Origin of the sequence: Methylomonas sp. ZR1 (assembly GCF_013141865.1) — a bacterium.
Taxonomy (GTDB): domain Bacteria; phylum Pseudomonadota; class Gammaproteobacteria; order Methylococcales; family Methylomonadaceae; genus Methylomonas.
The window spans coordinates 17,070-35,312 of the sequence record NZ_RCST01000001.1; the positions used below are offsets into that span (position 1 = coordinate 17,070).

Consider the following 18,243-nt stretch of genomic DNA (forward strand, 5'->3'; position numbering starts at 1 on the left):
TCTATGAATTATATCGACATGCAAGTTGCTACTTCGGCACCTCATCCCGAACTCGAGCAGTTTCAGCAATGGGTGGACGCCGGGCTAGCAAGCTTTGAGGATGATGCGGACTGCGAGTTGGTGATTCGTTTGGTCGACGATGTGGAAAGCGCGGAGCTGAATCAGCAGTATCGGCATAAAAATGGACCGACTAACATCCTGAGCTTTCCCTTTGAAGCCCCGGCGGGCATGGACATGGACTTGCTGGGCGATTTGGTGATTTGTGCACCGCTGATAGGACTGGAAGCTGCGCAGCAAAATAAATTGCCCGAGCACCATTGGGCGCATATCACTATACACGGCGTATTGCATTTGCTAGGGTATGACCACATAGAGGATCAGGATGCCGAACAAATGGAAGCATTAGAGATTGAGATTTTGAGCAAATTAGGTATAGCAAACCCTTATATGGAGGATGGAAAGCAATGAGCGATGGTAACCCCCCGAGTAGTCAACCCCATAAGAGTTTGATCGAGCGCATCGGTCATTTTCTGAGTGGGGAGCCGCAAGATCAGGAAGACTTGCTGGAGATATTGAGAGAATCGCAAGAAAAACATCTGTTAGACTCCGACGCACTGGCCATGATGGAAGGTGTGATGCATGTGGCGGAGATGCGGGTCAGAGACATCATGATTCCGCGTTCGCAAATGGTCGTCGTTCCTAGGGAAGCGGAACTGGAAACCATCTTTCCTTTAGTGGTCGAATTTGCTCATTCCCGTTTTCCCGTCATCGAGGAAGATCGCAGTAAGGTGGTTGGTGTTTTGCTGGCCAAGGATTTACTGGCTCATGCTTTAAAGGATAAAACCCTGAAAGTCGAGGATGTGATGCGCCCGGTCAACGTGGTGCCGGAAAGCAAACGCTTAAACGTGTTACTAAAAGAATTTCGCACCGAGCGCAACCACATGGCCATCGTCGTCGACGAATACGGCAATGCCGCCGGTTTGGTGACGATTGAAGACGTCCTGGAGCAAATCGTCGGCAAGATTGAAGACGAACACGATGACGACGAAGTACAAGAATTTATTTCTCAGCGTAGCGAGAAAGAATTTATCGTCAGCGCGCTGACACCCATCGAAGAATTCAACGATTATTTTTCCGCCGCATTGGAAGACGACGAATACGACACGCTAGGCGGTTTAATCGTGCAGCGTCTAGAACATTTTCCGAAGAAAGGCGAGAAGGTGGAACTGGACGATTTCTGTTTCGAGGTATTGCGGGCCGACAATCGGCGAGTGCATTTACTGAAATTGAAGATCAAATAAGCGTGTTCAGTGCGCTGGTGCCTGAGGTATTAAGCATTAGCAGTTCCTCGAACGCATCGGCCGGCAGGGCTTTGGAGAATAAATAGCCCTGCCCATAGTCGCACTCCGCTTCCAGCAGTAGCTGGCGTTGTTGTTCGGTTTCTATGCCTTCCGCGATGACTTTCATCCCCAGCTTGTGCGCCATGACGATAATCGCTTCGCAGAGAATTTTGTCGCTGGAATTCGGCGACAAATTGCCGACGAAAGACTGATCTATTTTCAGATAATCGATATCGAATTTCTTCAGATAAGCTAGCGACGAATAGCCGGTGCCGAAATCGTCCAGCGATACTTGTATCCCTGCGTCTCGAAAAGCCAGTAATTGATCTTTCACCACATTACTGGCGTCCAGCAGCAAGCCCTCGGTAATTTCCGCGACGATGCTTTGTCCCGGCAGCTCAAGTGTTTGCAAGTATTCCAGCCAAGTGCCGTGGGACTGGTCGTCGTAAAACTGCATCGGCGACTTGTTGACGCTGATCTGAAAGTCCGGATGGTATCGGGCACGCCATTGTTTGACCTGTCCTGCCGCTTGTTTAAATACCCAAGTACCGATTTCGGCAATCAGGCCTATATCTTCGGCAATATGCACAAATTCGCTGGGGCTGACCATGCCCCGTGTCGGGTGTTGCCAGCGGATCAGCGCTTCGGCTTTATGGATGGCGCCGGAGCCCAGTTCCACGACCGGCTGGTAATATACTTCAAATTGGTTGGCCTCCAAAGCATGGCGCAAATCGTCGGCAATCAGCATGCGCGCTAGAGCGGCTTCCTGCATTGATGGAGTGAAATAACAATAGCGATTACGGCCCTGGTGTTTCGCTGCGTACATTGCCTGATCGGCGTTTTTTATTAATGTATCGATTCTCTCGGCGTCCTTCGGGTACAGGGTGATGCCGATACTGGCGGAGATGTAGGCGACTTTGCTTTTCAGCTGAAAAGGTTCGGCGAGTCTTTGCAGGATATTTTTGACCACCCGTTCGGCATCCTCAGCATCATCAAGTTCGCCGAGGATGACTGTGAATTCGTCGCCGCCCAATCGGGCGACAGTATCGGAATCGCGTACGCAATGCAGCAGCCGTTGCGAGGCATCTTTTAACAATAAATCGCCCATATCGTGACCCAGCGTATCGTTAACTTCCTTGAAACGGTCCAGATCAAGCAATATCAAAGCGACCTGCAAGCCGCTGCGATGTGCCTTTTTGATTTCTTGATCCAGCCTGTCATGAAACATGCGGCGGTTGGGCAGGCCGGTGAGCGGATCGAAATTGGCTTGGGTCCAGATCAGTTCTTCGGACTGCTTCTTTTGGGTGATGTCGGAAAATAACGCAACTCGCCGCTGCGGCAGGCCATCCGCGCTAAATATGGTATTGATGGTCAGTTGCTCAGCAAATATCTCGCCGTTCTTCCGACGATTCCAAATTTCGCCTTTCCAGTGACCGCTACTGTTGATGGCTTGCCACATGGCTTGATAAAACTGTTCGCCCTGCCGCGCCGAGTTCAGAATGTTATGGTTTTTACCGATGACTTCGTCCAATGTGTAGCCGGTCAAAGCGGTGAAAGCCGGATTGACATTGATAATCATGCCTTGTGCGTCGGTCACGGCCATCGCTTCGCTGCTGTTTTGATAGACTAAGGACGCCAATTGCAGTTCTTCATTACTGCGGCTGCGGTCGATTGCAATGCCGGCCAAATGTGAGGCCTGTTCAATCATCTGAATATCGTCTGCTCCTGGCTCTGCGGGATGGCGCTGGTAAATACCAAAAGTACCCAACAATTGGCCGGACGCGCCACGTATCGGTTCAGACCAGCACGACCCTAAACCGGCCCTAGCCGCAAGCTCGGTAAACGGCGCCCAATAAGTATGGTTTTGAATATCTTCGACAATCACTCGCTGGCCGAAATACGCAGCCGTACCGCATGAGCCGATACCGGGGCCTACGTAAAGTCCGTCTACAGCAGAATTGTAGAAGTCGGGTAGATGCGGTGCAGAGCCTATGAACAAGCGATTACCTTCGTTATTTAATAGCAATATCGAACAAATTAAGTCAGGATTTTGGGCCTCTACACCCAATACCACCGCTTGCAGGATCTCCGGCAGTGCCGCGCCTTTGGATACTAATTCCAGCACATGGTTATGGGCGCGCTCACGATTGGCCGCTTGTTGGCGGTCAGTAATATCCATGGCTATGCCGATGATGCCGACCGTCTCTTTGTTGATGTCTTGCAATGGCGTGCGGGTTATTTGTATGGTGTGCCGTTTGCCATCGGCAAATTTTATTTGCTCGAGGGACTGATGTGCTTGATTTGTTTGCGCTAAACACGCTTGATCGGCACTTAAAAAACGGGCTGCGATCTCCGCGCCGAACAACTCGGCCAATGGTTCGTTGGCAATTAAACGGGTTTCCGGCAGGCCAAGGGCATCGCAAAAAGTATGGTTTACAAATAAAAAGCGCGTATCAAGGTCGGCCAACCAAATGCCGACGGGGGCGTTGTCGAGAATGGCATGCAACTTAGCTTCGGAGGCATGTAACTCGGCTATTTGCGAGTTTAATTGTTCGGTCATCGACATGAAACTATTCGCCAGATAGCCGATTTCGTCGTTACGATGTGTCGGTAAGCCGGTTAGCGGCGTGCCCAGCTTGAATTGACCGATGGCGGTGGTCATCGAATTGAGCGGTTTTGCCAGGACGCGCGCCAACATTAGCGAAATTGCACTTGCCAGCAGGCTGAACAACAAGGTTATTTCGATAACGCTCACTCCCAGAGCTTTACTTTCCTGCAAAACGTTTTTCAGCGGCGTATATAAACCCAGCATGGCGAAGCGTCCGCTGCTTTCCGAGCCCAACGGCAGTTTTACGAAAGCGGCGAGTGAAGAAGCGGCCAAACTTTGCGTATCGCTGGTCGCGAATACCGAATGCGCTTGTTTGCCAGCCAGAATCGCTTTTACGTTCGGGATGTCATTCTGAATCAGGAAACTGCGGCCGCTCTCAAATCCAAAGGTTTTTGCCGCGTCGGGGTGAATTAAATAGTCCCCTCTGTCGTTGCTGAGCAGCAATTCAATATCGTCGGGAATATTGCCGCGTACTTGCTCGAATAGCCCTTGTAAATCGACATTGATGACGATCACTGCGATGGTAGTAGTGGCCGACTTGATCGGCATCGCTATCCGCAGTGTGGGTTTACCAAATCCCAGGTGAGTGCCTAATTCCTGATTTAAATTGATTTCCGAAACGTAATATTGCTCCGCAGCCAGCGGCAAGGTTTCGAATACGTAAGGAAAATGGTTTTTCTCTTGTAGCTGCGCGTCGGCAATCACTTTGAGGTTGTCTTGATCCCTATCGACTCTGACTAATTCCTTGCCGTAATGCTGCGTGTCGATCAAACGGATTTGACTGTATTCGGGATGGGCATTTAGCAAGCTGACAAAAATCTCCGCCAATTGATTTTTAAGTATGTCCAACTTTGCGTCAGGTATTGCCGAGACCATGTCGGCGCTGACCGGCAAATTGCTTAGAAACTTGACGTTGCTGGCGGTAGCTGCCAACGCATCGGCAAATCGGTTTCCTAGGGCTTGGGTGTCGTTGAGCAGCTTATCCTTGGCGGTTCCCACCAGCATGGCTCGGCTGCGGTCGTAAACATAATAACCAGTCAGGCCTGTCGATAGCGTGCCCAGCAGTGCCAGCCAGAAACCCAGTTTTATGCCTATGCTGGAGCGCACTTAAAATGCCTCGGGTGCTTCGCCGGAAATGATTCTATCCCATAACGTTTTGCGCGCCAGCGGATTAAGTATCGGTTCCAGCCAAATAATGGGTTGGTTTTGGGTGCTGTCGTTCTCCGGCGCTGTAATGGTGTTTGCCAAGCCGTGTTGCTGGGTTAGCGTTTCGCTCACTGCTTTTTCCAAGGTGTAATTGATCCATTTTTCTGCCAACTCGGGGTTCCGGCTATTTTGGGTGATGGCCCAGCAATCCAGCCAGGCCAGCGCACCTTCGCGGGGAATGACATAACCGATGTCTGCACCTGCTTCGCGCAGAGCTTTCAGTTGCTGGGTGCCGTAATTACCGAAAATCAAGGCTATTTCATATTTGACAAACAGTCTGGTCGCTTCCTCCGCGGTCGCGTAAAAGGTCAGCACATTACGGCGTAACTTGGCCAACTCGCGAGCAGCCTGTTTTAGCTCGGGATCTGGCATCCGGAACGGATTGGATACGCCCCTTAATAAGCCGACCATGGAGAAATTGTGATTACTGGCGTTAAAAGCCAATACTCGGCCCCGATAGGCAGGGTCCCACATAGCCGACATGGATTGGGGGGGAGTGTTAATGAGTTTGCGGTTATAGATCAGCCCCATTTCCGAGTAGGTATAAGGGACAGCATACGTGTCGTTTCCGCGAACCAGGCCGGGAATAGCTTGCAGGTTTTGGAAACGCGGCAATTGTTGGGCATGGTTGGGGATATTCGTCATGGTGATCGGCCTGCTCAGGCCTTGATCGATATAACGCTGCAATTCCGCAGTATTGACAGCAAATACGTCATAGTTGCCGCTATTGATTTTCTGCCAAAGGTCGTCGTCGGACGTTACCAGGGTTAACTCTATCGCCACGTCGAACCGTTGCTGGAATGCCGAAACCACTTCACTATCGGCGTAACCGTCCCAACTAAGCACCCGCAGTGTTTCCTGGGCGGATACCCATCCGGATGTTGCCAGACACATAATCGTAAGAAAATATGTCAGAACGGTGGCGGAACATTTGGCAGTAATGCTCATAAGGCTATCGGCATGAATTTGTCGGGCCATCATAACCAATTAGTATGCGCTTTCCGCCAATGTCGATATTGATATTATGTTGCCGCGCACAGATTCCGAAAATAATGCCATGAGGCTATCTGGTCGGATTGTCGTTTAGGGCGGGTCAGGATTAATCGGCTTGATCGACTTTGATCAGAATGCGTAAAGCATTTTGCCGGGTGCTGTGGTTGAAGCTGTTGAAGCCGTGATTGTCGGATTGTTCAGTGTCGGTGTTGCCGGCAATTTCCACCCATTCGCCGAGATTGGCGCGTAAAGTGGTGTGAGCGGATTGGGTTTCGATGTGGCCGTTGCGCTGAAAGCTATCCGACCACGGTTCTATATCGAGAATGACCTGGTCGCCTGCCAAGCGCGGCGTAACAGCGAAGCCGGTACTGGCTTCAATCATCTGGGTATTCGTGCTTACCGCGGAGCCGTAACCATAGCCCGAGTCGTATACGCTGTAATTTTGCACCGGCCGGACCTGTCCGGTTTTGATATGGGCCGCCTGGCCTTCCAGGGTGCGTAATTGTTGGTGTTGTTGCCGGTTTCGCAAGTCTTCGCTGTTGCCCATCATGCCGCGCATCTGAATCCTATTCGGCGTGGCGGCAATGGCCGCTTCTGCGTTCAATTCGGCTGCGGTTTTGCTACTGGTTTGCAAGACGCTGATGACTAAATTGCTGAGCCGAGCGTCGAGTTTTTGAATGACGGCCCGGATTTCGCCGAGTTTGGCGGGATTGGTTTTAACGATCAGACTGGCACCGTTCTCGATGACGCGATCATCGGCATCCAGCAGCGGTGCCAGTAAAGCGCGTACGTCGGAGGCCGGACGGTTCATCAGGGGGATGATTTCTATCACCGATTCGTCGGCAAGCGCTTGGCCGGCTATCAACATCAAGCCGGCCAAGCAGGTTTTAGATCTCATTGTAAAGCGCGAGATATTGATTCGCACTGTTTTGCCAGGAGAAATCCTTGAGCATCGCGTTACGTTGAATTTTCTTCCAGACCGGTCGGTTGTGGAATAACACCAGGCTGCGTTTGATGGCTTCTATCAGCGCGGCCGCCGACGCATCGTTAAACGAGATGCCGCTGGCGGTGCCGTTGGCAATACTTTCCGGCAATGCGTCGACTACCGTATCTGCTAAGCCGCCGGTCTTTCTGACGATAGGTATCGTGCCATAGCATTGGCTATACATTTGGTTTAAGCCGCAAGGTTCGAAGCGCGAAGGCATCAGGAAGATGTCGGCACCGGCTTCGATTTGATGCGCCAAGCGTTCGTCGTATCCAATGGTGATGGATACTTTTTCCGGATATAGGCGGGCAAACTCCTGCAGGCGGTATTCGATGCTTTTATCGCCGCTGCCCAGTAAAGCAAATTGCAAGGGTAGGGTGGTCATCTCTTGTAAACAGCTTAGTACCAGATCGATACCTTTTTGTTCGACCAAGCGGCCAATCAAACCAAACAAGGGAGTTTCCGATTCCACCGGCAAGCCCAGTTGTTGTTGGAGTGCCGCTTTATTGATTTGCTTGTCTTTTAGGGTATCGACGTTGAAAGGCTTTGCGATATAGGCGTCGTTCGCCGGATTCCAGACCGACACATCAATGCCGTTCAGAATGCCGCGTAACTGGCTTTGTTTATGCGCCAACAAGCCTTCCAATCCGTAACCGAATTCAGGGGTCTGGATTTCCTGGGCATAAGTGGGGCTCACCGTGGTAATACGGTCGGAATAGCTCAACCCGCCCTTGATAAAGGACAGCATGCCGTGGAATTCCAGACCGTCCGGGTGGAGTAATTGCCCCGGCAGATTTAACTGGGCGTAGGTGCTGCCGGGAAACAGTCCTTGGTAGGCCATGTTGTGAATGGTAAAAATCGTCGCCGGCGGTTTGGGTTCCAATGACAGCAGTGCCGGTACCAAGCCGGTTTGCCAATCGTTGCAATGCACAATGTCGGCGTGCCAGTCTAAATAAGCCCGGTTGGTGGCCACTTCGACGATGATGCGGCAAAACAGCGCAAAGCGCTCACCAATGTTCGGCCAGGGGCGTCCGGCTTCATCAAGGTATGGGTTACCCGGAAAATTAAAGAACGGCGGATAATCCACCAGCCAGACGATGACATCACTGTCCGGCAAGCGGGTTTCCAGTAGGTTAACGTCGCAATTGTTGACTCGCACCGTGCATAGGTAACGGCCGGGCTCGCAGTTCTTGATGCCCTGGTAATTGGGCATGATGATGCGCACGTCCTGGCCCAACGCGGCCAGGGCCAGAGGCAGGCTGCCGGCGACATCCGCCAGGCCGCCGGTCTTGATCAAGGGGTGGGTTTCGCTGCTCGCGAACAGAATTTTTTTCATGGCGATAAAACTACATTTTCAAAATAATACCGGCCAGGGGCGGCAAGGTGACGGAAATGGAGTGGTCTTGGTTCATCCAGGGTTGCGGTTCTGACAACACCGAGCCGTTGCCAAGGTTGCTGCCGTCATAATATTGAGAATCGGAATTGAAAATCTCGTAATAGGTGCCGGGATTAGGTACGCCGATTCGGTAACTTTCGCGTGGCACCGGGGTGAAGTTCAGGATCACGATCAAATCTTCATGCGCCGATTTGCGGCGATAACTAATGATAGATTGTTGATAGTCGTGGCAATCGATCCATTCGAACCCGTGATGATCGAAGTCGTAACGGTGCAGAGCGGTATGGCTGGAATAGAGTTTATTCAAGTCTTTAACCAGGGTTTGCAGGCCTTTGTGATGCGGGTAATCCAATACGTACCAATCAAGCGTACGGTTGCAACTCCACTCGGTACCTTGACCGAATTCGCAGCCCATGAACAACAATTTTTTACCCGGATAGGTAAACATCATCGTGTACAGCAGACGCAAATTGGCAAAGCGTTGCCATTCATCGCCCGGCATCTTATTCAACATCGAGCCTTTGCCGTGCACCACTTCGTCGTGCGAGAACGGTAGCACAAAGTTTTCTGTGAATGCGTAAAGCAGGCCGAAAGTCAGCGAATCATGATGGTAGGAGCGGTGGATCGGTTGTTCCTGCATGTAATGCAGAATGTCGTGCATCCAGCCCATGTTCCACTTCATCGAGAAGCCCAAGCCACCGGTCCAGGTGGGGCGAGTCACTTGCGGCCAGGACGTCGATTCCTCGGCCATGATCACGGTGCCGGGATGCTGTTCGTGGGTGACGGTATTCATTTGACGAAGGAAGTCGATGGCTTCCAGGTTTTCGTTGCCGCCGTACATATTGGGAATCCAGTCGTTGGCGTCGCGGGAATAATCCAGATACAGCATCGACGCCACCGCATCGACCCGCAGGCCGTCCAGATGGAATTCTTCCAGCCAGAAGAAAGCGCTGGACAGCAGGAAGTTTTTCACTTCGTTGCGGCTGTAGTTATAAATCAAGGTGCCCCAGTCGCGATGCTCGCCTTTACGTGGGTCTTCGTGTTCGTAAAGCGGCGTGCCGTCGAAGCGGCCCAGAGCGAAGTTGTCTTTTGGAAAGTGGGCGGGCACCCAATCCAAAATCACGCCGATGCCGTTTTGATGGCAGTGGTCGACAAAATAACGGAAATCGTCCGGGGTGCCGTGGCGGCTGGTCGGCGCAAAATAACCGGTGGTTTGGTAGCCCCAGGAAATGTCCAGCGGATGTTCGGTGACCGGTAGTAGCTCGATATGAGTAAACCCCAGCTCTTTCACATAATCCACCAATTGCTCGGCAAGCTCGCGATAATTCAGGAAATTGCCGCGATGGTCGCGCCGCCAGGAGCCCAGGTGTACCTCGTAAATCGACATCGGCTGATGCAGCCAGTCGTGCTGCGGACGGTGGTCCATCCAGCTGCCGTCTTGCCAGGTATAGCTGTCTTCTACTGTGACAATCGCAGCGGTTTGCGGACGGAATTCGAAATGCTGGCCGTAAGGGTCGGTTTTGACTAGCAGTTGGCCGGTATGGCGATTCAGAATTTCAAACTTGTACAAGCAGCCGGCAGACAGGCCGGGAATGAAAATTTCCCAGATACCGCTACTACCCAAGCTGCGCATCGGATGGCAGCGGCCGTCCCAGCGATTGAAATCGCCGATCACGCTGACCCGCTGTGCGTTCGGCGCCCAGACCGCAAAATGTACTCCGGGAATATCGGCAACGCTGTGCAGATGCGAGCCAAGCTTTTTGTAAATATGCCAATGCCGACCCTCGGCAAACAAATGTTGGTCGAATTCCGGCAGCACCGGGCCGAAGCAGTACGGGTCGTAGTGTTGATGGTCGTAGCCGTCCTTGTCCGTCCAAAATAATGGGTAATGCTCGGGGATGGCTTCGTTGCCCGGATGGTATTCGAAAAAATCGGTGTCGGGAATGCGAGAGAATTCTGGGCCTTTGGGACTGCTGATTCTTACGGTTTCCGCATAGGGCAAATACACTCTGATGACGTTATCGCGGCCTTGACCATGACGGCCTAGCAGGGCGAAAGGATCGTGATGCTTTGCTTCGGTGAGTTTGATTAGTTCTGAATCAAGCGTGTTGGTTTTGCTTGGCTTGTTCATTTTGCAATGCCTCAGTTATAGTTAGTTATCGGTTGGCAGGAATAGCAATTTTGGTAATGACCGACTTTTCAGCATCAAATCGCTTGAGTTTTTACTTTTCCGTGAAGAGTAACGATAATGGCTCTACGCGGCAAGTGGCAGGTAGAGAAATCTGTGAAATGTCGGTTGCAGCCGGTTTTGGGCGGTAAAGCTTAATTAATTGAAAGAGGATACACATGTCAGTCGTCGATACACATCAAACGGAGAGACGGGTCAATGATTTAACCCGCAACACCATTGCGTTAATTCTGGCTGGCGGACGCGGATCGCGGCTGAAGGATATGACCGACTGGCGGGCCAAGCCGGCGGTGCCGTTTGGCGGTAAATTCCGTATCATCGACTTTCCTCTATCCAACTGTATTAACTCCGACATTCGCAAGATCGGTATCCTTACCCAGTATAAAGCTGATTCGCTAATTCGCCACATCCAGCAGGGTTGGGGTTTTTTGCGCGGCGAGTTTGGTGAGTATGTCGATTTGATGCCGGCGCAACAACGACATGACGAGCATTCCTGGTATCAAGGCACCGCTGACGCGATTTACCAAAACATCGACATCCTGCGGGCCCGTAATCCTGAGTTTGTATTGGTATTGGCTGGTGATCATATTTACAAGATGGACTATTCGGTGATGCTGGCCGATCACGTTGCCAACAAGGCCGATCTGACTATCGGTTGTATCGAAGTCTCGCTGGAAGACGCCAAAGCGTTCGGCGTGATGCACGTGGATGAAAATCGCCGGGTCAAGGCGTTTGTGGAAAAGCCCGAAAATCCGCCGGTGATGCCCGGCCGGGAAAACACCGCGCTGGCTTCCATGGGTATTTATATTTTCAATGCTGGCTTCTTGTTCGAACAATTGATCAAAGATGCTGATACCAAAGGCTCCAGCCGTGATTTTGGTAAGGACATCATTCCGTCGGTGATCGAAAAATACCGGGTCAATGCTTATCCGTTCCTGGATTTACAAAGTGGTCAACAAAGTTACTGGCGCGATGTGGGAACCATTGATGCCTACTGGGCTGCCAATATGGAATTGGTCGGTGTTAAGCCTGATATGAATCTGTACGACAACACCTGGCCGATCTGGACCTATCAAGCGCAAACGCCACCGGCTAAGTTTGTGTTTGACGATGACGATAGACGCGGCCAGGCTATCGACTCCATGGTCTCCGGTGGTTGCGTGATTTCCGGCGCCACAGTGCGCCACTCCTTACTGTTCTCAATGGTGCGTGTTAACTCCTACAGCTCGGTGCAGGATTCAGTGATTTTGCCCGAAGTGAATGTCGGTAGACATTGCCGGATTACCAAAGCCATCATCGAAAAGGGTTGTCAAATACCGGAAGGTACCGTGATCGGTGAGGACCGGGCGGAAGACGAAAAACGTTTTCACGTCAGCGAGGGCGGTGTGGTGTTGGTGACATCCGATATGCTGGGACAAAGACGGAATTATGTCCGATAAAAAGCTTAAGCTGGTGCTCTGCTGGCACATGCACCAGCCTGAGTACCGCGACATGCAGAGCGGGGAATTCAAGCTGCCGTGGACCTATCTGCATGTGATCAAGGATTATGTGGATATGGTCGCGCATCTGGAAGCCGTGCCGGGGGCTAAAGCGGTGGTGAATTTTGCCCCTATCCTATTGGAGCAAATCGAAGATTATTCCAACCAAGTCAACGGCTATTTGCACGATAGAATTGCCATCAAGGACCCTCTGTTGGCTGCTTTGGTCGAACCTTCGGTTTCCGCCGATCCGGAAAAGCGCTTAAAGTTGTTACGCGATTGCCGGAAAGCCAACCGAGAGCGGCAGATCGAACGCTATCCGGCTTTTCGTAAGCTAACCAAGATGGCAGACTGGATTGAAGCTCACCAGGACTCAGTCAATTACCTGAATGCGCAATTTATTTCCGACATTTTGGTCTGGTATCACTTGGTCTGGATGGGCGAGACGGTCAAACTCAACGATAACCGCGTCAAACGCTTAATCGAAAAAGGCAGCGGCTTTAGTCTGCATGATAGGATCGAGATTGTTGAAATTATTCGCGATCTGTTGTCGAAAGTTATCTACCGCTATAAAGCTTTGGCTAGAAAAGGCCGCATCGAACTGTCGGTGACGCCTTATGCGCACCCCATCATGCCGTTGATGCTCGAGATAGATAGTGCCCGCGAGGCAATGCCCGGCGTAACCTTGCCGGGTATTAGTCATTACCCCGGTGGTGAAGAGCGCGTGCGTTGGCATTTGCAAAAAGGCTTAGCGACTTTTCGGCATTTTTTTGGTTTTGAACCGCAAGGTTGCTGGCCGTCCGAGGGCAGTATCAGTCAGCGGACCCTGGAAGTGTTAGCTGATTTTGGTTTCAAATGGGCCGCCAGTGGCGGTAATGTCTTGCATAACAGCATACGCGCCAGCGCGGTTGGCGAAGCAGTTGCTGTGCATCGCCCCTTTAAGCTGGGTTCTGCGGAGATCGCCTGTTTTTTTCGCGACGACGGCTTGTCGGATTTAATCGGGTTTGAATATTCAAAATGGCATGCCGATGATGCGGTGGCCGATCTGATTCAGCACTTGGAAAATATCGCCGATTATGAGCCACAGACGCCCCTGGTTTCGATAATCATGGATGGCGAAAATGCCTGGGAATATTTTCCGGATAACGGGTATCATTTTCTTAGTGCGCTGTATAAGCGGCTTAGCGAACATCCGCGTATCGAATTAACCACTTTTTCTGACTATCTGGATAGTGCCGCTCCCCAGTCTGGGTCCTTGCCGAAATTGGTGGCCGGTAGTTGGGTGTATGGTACGTTTTCGACCTGGATCGGCGATGCCGATAAGAACTGCGGCTGGGAGATGTTGGCCGATGTCAAAAACGCTTTCGACAAAGCGGTCGCCAACGGCAAACTCTCTGAGCAACAATTGGCTGCCGCACAGGTGCAATTGGGCGTCTGCGAGGGGTCGGATTGGTTTTGGTGGTTCGGTGATTATAATCCCGGCGAAGCGGTCAGCGATTTTGAAAAACAGTATCGGCTTAATTTGAGCAATCTCTATCGTTTGCTGGGCGAAGAGCCGCCGCCGTATCTGGCCTTGTCGTTTACGCAAGGTAGCGGTAGCCCGGCGATGGGTGGCGCAATGCGGCGCGGTCTTCAAATATAATAAAACGGAATAAACAACATGGGTGCTCTCTTGGATAAACGCCGCGCAGGTGTTTTGTTACATATAACATCGCTCCCGGGCCGTGGAGAGTGTGGTGATTTGGGTAAGGAAGCCTTCAATTTTGTTAATTTTCTGCACGATATAGGTGCTACCGTCTGGCAGACCTTGCCGCTGGGCATGACGCATGGCGACGGTTCACCTTACCAGTGCTTGTCGGCACATGCCGGCAATCCTGCCCTGATTAACATTCAATGGCTAGCCGACAAGGGTTGGCTGCAAACCACAGACCGTTGCGGCGACTGCCACACCAATGCGGAATACACCAAAAGCTGTTTGGTAACGAAAGCGTTCTATGGTTTTCAAAGCTTGGCTGATGCCGAGCAGCAGCACGATTTTAAGCAGTTCTGCGTGGAAAAAGCCGATTGGCTGGATGACTTTGCCTTGTTTATCGCTTTGCGCAATGTGTTTGGACATAAAAGCTGGAATCAATGGCCGGACGCGCTGAAGCAACGCGAGCCGGGCGCACTGAATGAATCAAAGCAGTTACTGAAGGCTGTGATCGAAACGATCAAATTCGAGCAGTATGTGTTTTTCCGGCAATGGCACGAGTTGAAAGATTACGCCGCCAAGCATGGCGTACTGATGTTTGGCGATATTCCGATCTTTGTATCGTATGACAGTGCCGATGTTTGGGCGAACCGGGCGGTCTTCAAACTTAACGATTTGGGCGAAATGGATGTCGTGGCCGGCGTGCCGCCCGATTATTTCTCTGAGAACGGTCAGCGTTGGGGGAACCCGCACTATGACTGGAAATATTTGCAGAAAACCGGTTTTAACTGGTGGTTGGATAGAATCAAATCCCAGTACGAAATGTTCGATATTTTGCGAATCGATCATTTTCGCGGCTTAGAGGCGGCATGGGAGATTCCGGCCAGCGAGCACACCGCCATCAACGGGCGTTGGGTTAAAGCGCCGGGTGCGGAATTGCTGGCGGCTATTCAGGAGCAATTTGCCTCGCTATCCTTGGTGGCAGAAGATTTGGGAATCATCACCGAAGAAGTGGAAGCTTTGCGCGACGATTTCGATTTGCCGGGCATGAAAATTTTGCAGTTTGCTTTCGGTGACGATAGTCGCAATCCTTATTTGCCCTGCAATTATCAGAAAAATAGCGTGGTTTACACCGGTACCCACGATAACGATACCACGCTGGGCTGGTTCGAAGGGCTTAATGACGGCGAGAAACAGCGTATATACGATTATCTTGGCTGGTCGAGCCTACCTATGCCCAGCGCCTTGATTCATGCCGCGTTAGGCTCGGTTGCCAATCTGGCGGTGATTCCGATGCAGGATATTCTGAAGTTGGGATCACCCGATAGAATGAACACGCCAGGCACAACCGAAGGAAATTGGCGCTGGCGGTTCGATTGGTCGCAATTGACCGATGATAAAGCCGGACATTTTGCGCATCTGGTGAGATTGTTCGGGCGCTAGGCTTTAATAACGTTTCAATCGTCGTCTTTTTTGCCGGTGTCTGCCGGGATCGGCAATACAGCGATGTCGTAACTTGCGATGATGGCCTGGATTTTATCCAGGTTTTTGTCGATCAAATCATTCAGTTGTTGCTTACGTTTGTTGTCGCCTTGGCGCATGCCCATGGCTATTGAAAAATCAAACTTTAAGCCCGGTGAAGATTGCATAGGTATAGCAATATAACTGCCTTTTGCGGCTTGCGATTGCACATATCCCGCCATAGGTCCCCAAAGTATCACCATGTCTATTTTTTTGGCACGTAAGTCTTTTTCGATTTGCATAGCGGTGTTGTGTTCGCTGTCTCCGGTCATGCTTTGGTAGGGAATTCCCTGCTCCAGCAAGCCGTTTTTTTGCAGCCATTCGGTACCTGGACCGCGGTCGAACATTGCTATTTTCAGCTTTTCCTGCCTGTCCAATGGGAGATTGGCTAGTTGTGTGCTGTTTTTAATATCGTCCCAGCCACGGCCTTTGGCAATCAGCAGCACATAAGTCGAGTGGAAGTAGGGTTTGCTGGTATCGGTAAGATCGTAGCCCGCTGGCACGCCCATCACTACATCGCATTTAAAGCCTTCGCCGTTATCGTTCTCGGCTTTCAGTGTGTTGCGGATGAAGCCGATTCGTTCCGGTAGCCAGGTGTATTCCAGTTCCTGTCCTAACTGTTCGGCAAATAGGGCGGCGATTTTGTTTTCGTAGCCGGTTTGTTCTTTGGTGGAATAAGGCGGGTTTAACGGGTCGGCGCAAACCCGGAATTTATCTTGGGCATTCACGGAAATAGTGGCTACCGCCAAGGTCGCCGTCATTAACAATCTTGAGGCGGTTGAGAGCATTTTCATCGCAGTTTCCTTTTAGCTGGGGTCTATACGTAAAAAAGCCTTGGCCGATGACTCGGCCAAGGCTTGCTTTACTGAAATCTAACGAGTTAGATCTTAGTTAGGCAGAGCGAACACAGTCAGTGTACCACCCAATTTGGTGTAAGAGCTCAAGCTTCTGTAAGCACCCACCGCGCCCAAACCTTCTGAGCTGGATGCAGAAGTACCGTCGTCGATACCGGCAGCGATACCGATACCAGCCCAACCGCCGATACCTGACAGAACGCCAACGTATTGTTTGCCTTCAAATTCCCAAGTATTGACGTTACCGATGATGCCGGACGGAGTTTTGAATTTGTACAATTCTTTACCGGTTTTAGCATCAACTGCTTTCAGGTAGCCTTCCAGGGTGCCGTAGAATACGACGCCGCCAGCGGTAGCAACCGAACCTGACCATACAGAGAATTGCTCTTTGTTAGACCAAGCGATTTTGCCGGTTTTAGCGTCATAAGCGGTGAACTGACCCAAGTTGGTGGTGCCGTCTTTTTTACCGGTCAGCACGTCAGCGCCGGCAGGCATCATCGACAGCGTGGCACCTACATAAGGTTGACCTGCGGTGTATGAAACTTCAAAGGGTTCGTACTCCATGCACAAATGGTTGCCTGAAATGTAGAACAGGCCGGTTTGTGGAGAGTAAGAAACAGGTTGTTGGTTTTTAGAACCCAACGCCGCAGGGCAAGTACCTACAGTGTTGACGTCTTCACCGTGGTGCTCGGTAGAAAACTCAGGCACAACTTCAGGACGGCCTGATTTCAGGTCGACGTGGGTAGCCCAGTTGACGGATTTGTCGAATTTTTCGGCAACCAACAGTTCGCCTGTTTCGCGGTCCAGGGTATAACCGAAACCGTTACGGTCGAAATGCACGATGGTTTTGTGCATTTTGCCTTTGACTTCTTGGTCAACCAGAACGGTTTCGTTGATACCGTCATAGTCCCATTCGTCATGTGGAGTCATTTGGTAAACCCATTTAACTTCACCGGTGTCGGCGTCACGCGCCCACAAAGACATGGACCATTTGTTGTCGCCTGGACGTTGTACAGGGTTCCAGGTCGATGGGTTGCCTGAACCGTAGTAAACCAAGTTCAGTTTAGGATCGTAAGAATACCAACCCCAGGTAGTGCCGCCGCCGATTTTCCATTGGTCGCCTTTCCAGGTGCTAGTACCTGAGTCTGGGCCGACTGGAGTCACTTTACCGTCTTGCCAAGTGGTGGATTTGCCTGGTTTCAACAGGGTGTCTTTATCCGGACCCATACTGTAGCCTTTCCATTCCAGCTGGCCGGTGCGGATGTTGTAAGCAGCCAAGAAGCCGCGTACGCCGAATTCGCCGCCGGAAATACCGGTAATGACTTTATCTTTAACAACCAATGGTGCGTTGGTGTTGGTCATACCCAATTTTGGGTCGCCGTTTTGAACACTCCATACGCGCTTACCGGTTTTGGCATCCAGCGCAGTCAGTACGGTGTCTGATTGTTGCAGGAAGATTTTGCCGTCGCCGTAAGCCAAACCGCGGTTAACGGTATCGCAGCACATTACTGGGATGGTGACGTCAGCGTCCATGGTTGGGGTAAATTCCCAGATGACTGCTTTAGTTTTTTGATCGATCGCGTAAACGGTGTTTGGGAACGGAGTGTGGATGAACATGACGCCGTTAACAACCAAAGGGCCGCCTTCATGACCACGCAAAACACCTGTAGAAAAAGACCAGGCTGGTTGCAGGTTTTTAACGTTTTGAGCGTTGATTTGCGACAGCTTGCTGTAACGTGTGCCGGCGTAGTCGCCGCCCCATGTAGCCCAGTTGGCTGGGTCTTGTGTCAGTTTTTCAACATCGCTGTTAGCGGTAGAGACAGTTGGTGCAGCAAGTAAAGTCGCTACAGTCGAAGCAAGCAGCCAGTTTTTTACAGGCTTCTTCATATGTTTCCTCCTGGTAATCTGTTGATGAGACAGAGTACGGTTTTGTGTTGTTAAGACTAATATTAGTTTTAAAGCTCTGTTTGGATGACTGCCCTTT

Annotated in this window: 12 protein-coding genes; 5 read left to right on the top strand and 7 right to left on the bottom strand. The window is 51.2% G+C overall.

All coding sequences use genetic code 11. The annotated features are described in order from the left end of the window. The first annotated feature begins 3 nt into the window (after nucleotides 1-3). Together ybeY and DDY07_RS00110 are read left to right on the top strand one after the other, a co-directional pair. Entirely contained in the window at nucleotides 4-468 is a 465-nt protein-coding gene (ybeY, locus tag DDY07_RS00105) for an rRNA maturation RNase YbeY (protein WP_171694313.1), read from the top strand. Further along, a complete protein-coding gene (locus DDY07_RS00110; protein WP_033158342.1) occupies nucleotides 465-1,301 on the top strand; it encodes an HlyC/CorC family transporter in 837 nt (278 codons plus the stop codon). The genes ybeY and DDY07_RS00110 overlap by 4 nt, the downstream gene beginning before the upstream one ends. Here the strand turns inward: DDY07_RS00110 and DDY07_RS00115 are convergent. From DDY07_RS00115 to glgB, 5 genes are all read right to left on the bottom strand, one after another. Further along, entirely contained in the window at nucleotides 1,294-5,055 is a 3,762-nt protein-coding gene (locus DDY07_RS00115; RefSeq protein ID WP_171694314.1) for an EAL domain-containing protein, read from the bottom strand. The genes DDY07_RS00110 and DDY07_RS00115 overlap by 8 nt on opposite strands. Further along, entirely contained in the window at nucleotides 5,056-6,102 is a 1,047-nt protein-coding gene (locus DDY07_RS00120) for an extracellular solute-binding protein (protein WP_253734361.1), read from the bottom strand. A 151-nt stretch (nucleotides 6,103-6,253) separates the two neighbouring features. After that, a complete protein-coding gene (locus DDY07_RS00125; protein WP_171694316.1) occupies nucleotides 6,254-7,045 on the bottom strand; it encodes a type II and III secretion system protein in 792 nt (263 codons plus the stop codon). Then, nucleotides 7,035-8,468, bottom strand: a complete 1,434-nt coding sequence (gene glgA / locus DDY07_RS00130) for a glycogen synthase GlgA (RefSeq protein ID WP_171694317.1) — start codon at nucleotides 8,466-8,468, stop codon at nucleotides 7,035-7,037. Before glgA ends, DDY07_RS00125 begins: the two co-directional genes overlap by 11 nt. A 10-nt stretch (nucleotides 8,469-8,478) precedes the next feature. Next, nucleotides 8,479-10,659 carry a 1,4-alpha-glucan branching protein GlgB gene (glgB, locus tag DDY07_RS00135; protein WP_171694318.1) on the bottom strand — a complete coding sequence of 727 codons (2,181 nt, stop codon included), beginning with the start codon at nucleotides 10,657-10,659 and terminating at the stop codon, nucleotides 8,479-8,481. 215 nt (nucleotides 10,660-10,874) lie between these two features. Here glgB and glgC point away from each other — a divergent pair, with 215 nt between their 5' ends. The 3 genes from glgC to malQ are packed head-to-tail and all read left to right on the top strand — an operon-like array spanning nucleotide 10,875 to nucleotide 15,327. Beyond that, nucleotides 10,875-12,155, top strand: coding sequence for a glucose-1-phosphate adenylyltransferase (gene glgC, locus DDY07_RS00140; protein ID WP_033158346.1), 1,281 nt, complete (start codon nucleotides 10,875-10,877; stop codon nucleotides 12,153-12,155). Next, on the top strand, nucleotides 12,145-13,836 hold the full coding sequence (locus tag DDY07_RS00145) for a glycoside hydrolase family 57 protein (RefSeq protein ID WP_171694319.1): 1,692 nt from the start codon (nucleotides 12,145-12,147) through the stop codon (nucleotides 13,834-13,836). Before glgC ends, DDY07_RS00145 begins: the two co-directional genes overlap by 11 nt. Before the next feature lie 18 nt (nucleotides 13,837-13,854). After that, complete coding sequence (gene malQ / locus DDY07_RS00150) at nucleotides 13,855-15,327, top strand: 4-alpha-glucanotransferase (protein WP_171694320.1); 1,473 nt, start codon at nucleotides 13,855-13,857, stop codon at nucleotides 15,325-15,327. Nucleotides 15,328-15,341: 14 nt separating this feature from the next. On the opposite strand, the gene DDY07_RS00155 is transcribed toward malQ, so the two are convergent. Together DDY07_RS00155 and DDY07_RS00160 are read right to left on the bottom strand one after the other, a co-directional pair. Next, a complete protein-coding gene (locus DDY07_RS00155) occupies nucleotides 15,342-16,199 on the bottom strand; it encodes a quinoprotein dehydrogenase-associated putative ABC transporter substrate-binding protein (RefSeq protein WP_171694321.1) in 858 nt (285 codons plus the stop codon). Between the two features lie 93 nt (nucleotides 16,200-16,292). Beyond that, a complete protein-coding gene (locus DDY07_RS00160; protein WP_171694322.1) occupies nucleotides 16,293-18,146 on the bottom strand; it encodes a methanol/ethanol family PQQ-dependent dehydrogenase in 1,854 nt (617 codons plus the stop codon). Nucleotides 18,147-18,243 lie beyond the last annotated feature (97 nt).

Bases quoted from the DNA above. Each gene is read 5' to 3' on its own strand.
- ybeY (WP_171694313.1), top strand. From the start codon at position 4: ATGAATTATATCGACATGCAAGTTGCTACTTCGGCACCTCATCCCGAA.
- DDY07_RS00110 (WP_033158342.1), top strand. From the start codon at position 465: ATGAGCGATGGTAACCCCCCGAGTAGTCAACCCCATAAGAGTTTGATC.
- DDY07_RS00120 (WP_253734361.1), bottom strand. From the start codon at position 6,102: ATGAGCATTACTGCCAAATGTTCCGCCACCGTTCTGACATATTTTCTT.
- DDY07_RS00125 (WP_171694316.1), bottom strand. From the start codon at position 7,045: ATGAGATCTAAAACCTGCTTGGCCGGCTTGATGTTGATAGCCGGCCAA.
- glgA (WP_171694317.1), bottom strand. From the start codon at position 8,468: ATGAAAAAAATTCTGTTCGCGAGCAGCGAAACCCACCCCTTGATCAAG.
- glgB (WP_171694318.1), bottom strand. From the start codon at position 10,659: ATGAACAAGCCAAGCAAAACCAACACGCTTGATTCAGAACTAATCAAA.
- glgC (WP_033158346.1), top strand. From the start codon at position 10,875: ATGTCAGTCGTCGATACACATCAAACGGAGAGACGGGTCAATGATTTA.
- DDY07_RS00145 (WP_171694319.1), top strand. From the start codon at position 12,145: ATGTCCGATAAAAAGCTTAAGCTGGTGCTCTGCTGGCACATGCACCAG.
- malQ (WP_171694320.1), top strand. From the start codon at position 13,855: ATGGGTGCTCTCTTGGATAAACGCCGCGCAGGTGTTTTGTTACATATA.
- DDY07_RS00155 (WP_171694321.1), bottom strand. From the start codon at position 16,199: ATGAAAATGCTCTCAACCGCCTCAAGATTGTTAATGACGGCGACCTTG.
- DDY07_RS00160 (WP_171694322.1), bottom strand. From the start codon at position 18,146: ATGAAGAAGCCTGTAAAAAACTGGCTGCTTGCTTCGACTGTAGCGACT.